Origin of the sequence: uncultured Granulicatella sp. (genome assembly GCF_938030755.1) — a bacterium.
Classification (GTDB): domain Bacteria; phylum Bacillota; class Bacilli; order Lactobacillales; family Aerococcaceae; genus Granulicatella.
The window spans coordinates 1-1567 of record NZ_CALHIF010000041.1 but is presented as its reverse complement, the minus strand read 5'-3'; the positions used below and the strand labels follow the sequence as shown (position 1 = coordinate 1567).

At 40.7% G+C, this 1567-nt stretch carries 2 protein-coding genes; both read right to left on the bottom strand.

The window, feature by feature from the left end; translation table 11 throughout:
• A partial coding sequence (locus Q0594_RS04535) for a response regulator transcription factor (RefSeq protein ID WP_298730040.1) occupies positions 1 to 423 on the bottom strand: 423 nt, incomplete at its 3' end.
• 14 nt (positions 424 to 437) lie between these two features.
• A partial coding sequence (locus Q0594_RS04530) for a sensor histidine kinase (RefSeq protein WP_298730038.1) occupies positions 438 to 1567 on the bottom strand: 1130 nt, incomplete at its 5' end.

Here is a 1567-nt window from a genome sequence, read left to right as displayed (position 1 = left end):
AGAGGTGTTTGTTAAGAGTGCTTCAGAAATCACTGTGTCCATCACGACTTTTCCAGAAAGGGCTACTTTAATACCGTCAAGAATGGCATCTGGACTACTATCTTTTAACAAATATCCAGAAGCCCCATTTTGAACAGCTTCGACAACATATTCAGTATCTTGGAAAGTCGTCACAATTAACACTTTCACTTCTGGAAAGGCTTCTTTAATCAGCTTTGTACCTTCGATTCCGTTACTTTCAGGCATTCGAATATCCATCAACACGACATCTGGCCGGTGAATGGTACAAGCTTCAAAAGCTGCTCTCCCGTTTTCTGCAAGGGCTAGCACTTCTACATTCCCACTGGCTTCGAGCATGATTTTTAATCCTGTCCGAATTAGCATCTCATCATCTGCAATAATTAATCGAATTGGTTTCGTCATTAGTTTCCTCGTTTCTACCCCTGATTCGGGTTTGGAATAATGAATTGAATGGTCACTCCTTGGCTGGAAGGGTTCATCTCTACAACTCCGCCCTCACGTCGAAGTCTCTCTTGTAGGGATTTTAATCCACCCTTTGGAACAAGCTCTTCGCTAGTTGCGCCTTGTCCATTGTCCTTAATCGTGACCACTAATTGCGCTTGATTATACATCAAAAGTACGGTGATTTTTGTTGCGTTTCCGTGTCTCATAGCATTCGTAATCGCTTCTTGGACTCCACGAAAAACACTCAGTTCCGCTTCACTGTTAAGTGCAAATGTAGGATCATTTTTTCTGAACTGTATTTCAAGCCCTGAATTCACTTGAACTTCATGGAAGAATTCTTCCAGTGCAATATCCAATTGCTTCCTATCCATTTGCTCCGGTTTCAAATCATGGACAATTTTACGAACCTCTTGTAGTCCTTGCGTCGCAAATTCGCGTAATCCTTCACTCATTTCTTGAATCGGAGAATTTTCCATCTTCGCTAATTGACTAATCGCACCTAGTTGAATAATGATGGTCGATAAACTATGTCCGACAGAGTCATGAATTTCCCGCGAAATCCGATTCCGCTCTTGTAGTGTGAAGATTTCCTTCATTGTCCCCATTTTATATTGTGCTTGTTGTAAATCGTACCGTTGCTCACTTAGTTTTTGATACACTTCATCTAATTCCTCTTGCAGTGCTCTTCTTTCTTCTAAAATATAATTTCCATACAAGAAGAAAAGAATAAAGAAGACGGTCATAATCGCTTTAAGCGTATCGAACTGCTGCATGGCTGGGATGATAATGATTAGCCCCAGAAGCACCTGCATCACTACCGCGTTCTTAAAAGAGAAGCGTAGGCTAATTTCAAAGCAGAGGAGTAGGATGAGTCCCGAAAAAACTGTTTGGAAATAAAAACAAAGAAGTGCCACTGCAATTCCTTCTACTAAAATATACCATTGATATTTTAACCAATAATAACCAATCTGAACGACCGCGATAAAGGCCGTAAAGAACACGATTTGATGAGCACTCATCCCTGGCAATTGGCTCCATTCAAACAAAGAGAAAAGGATGAAACCATACCGAATAATGAATCTTACCCATTGATCGACTTTCA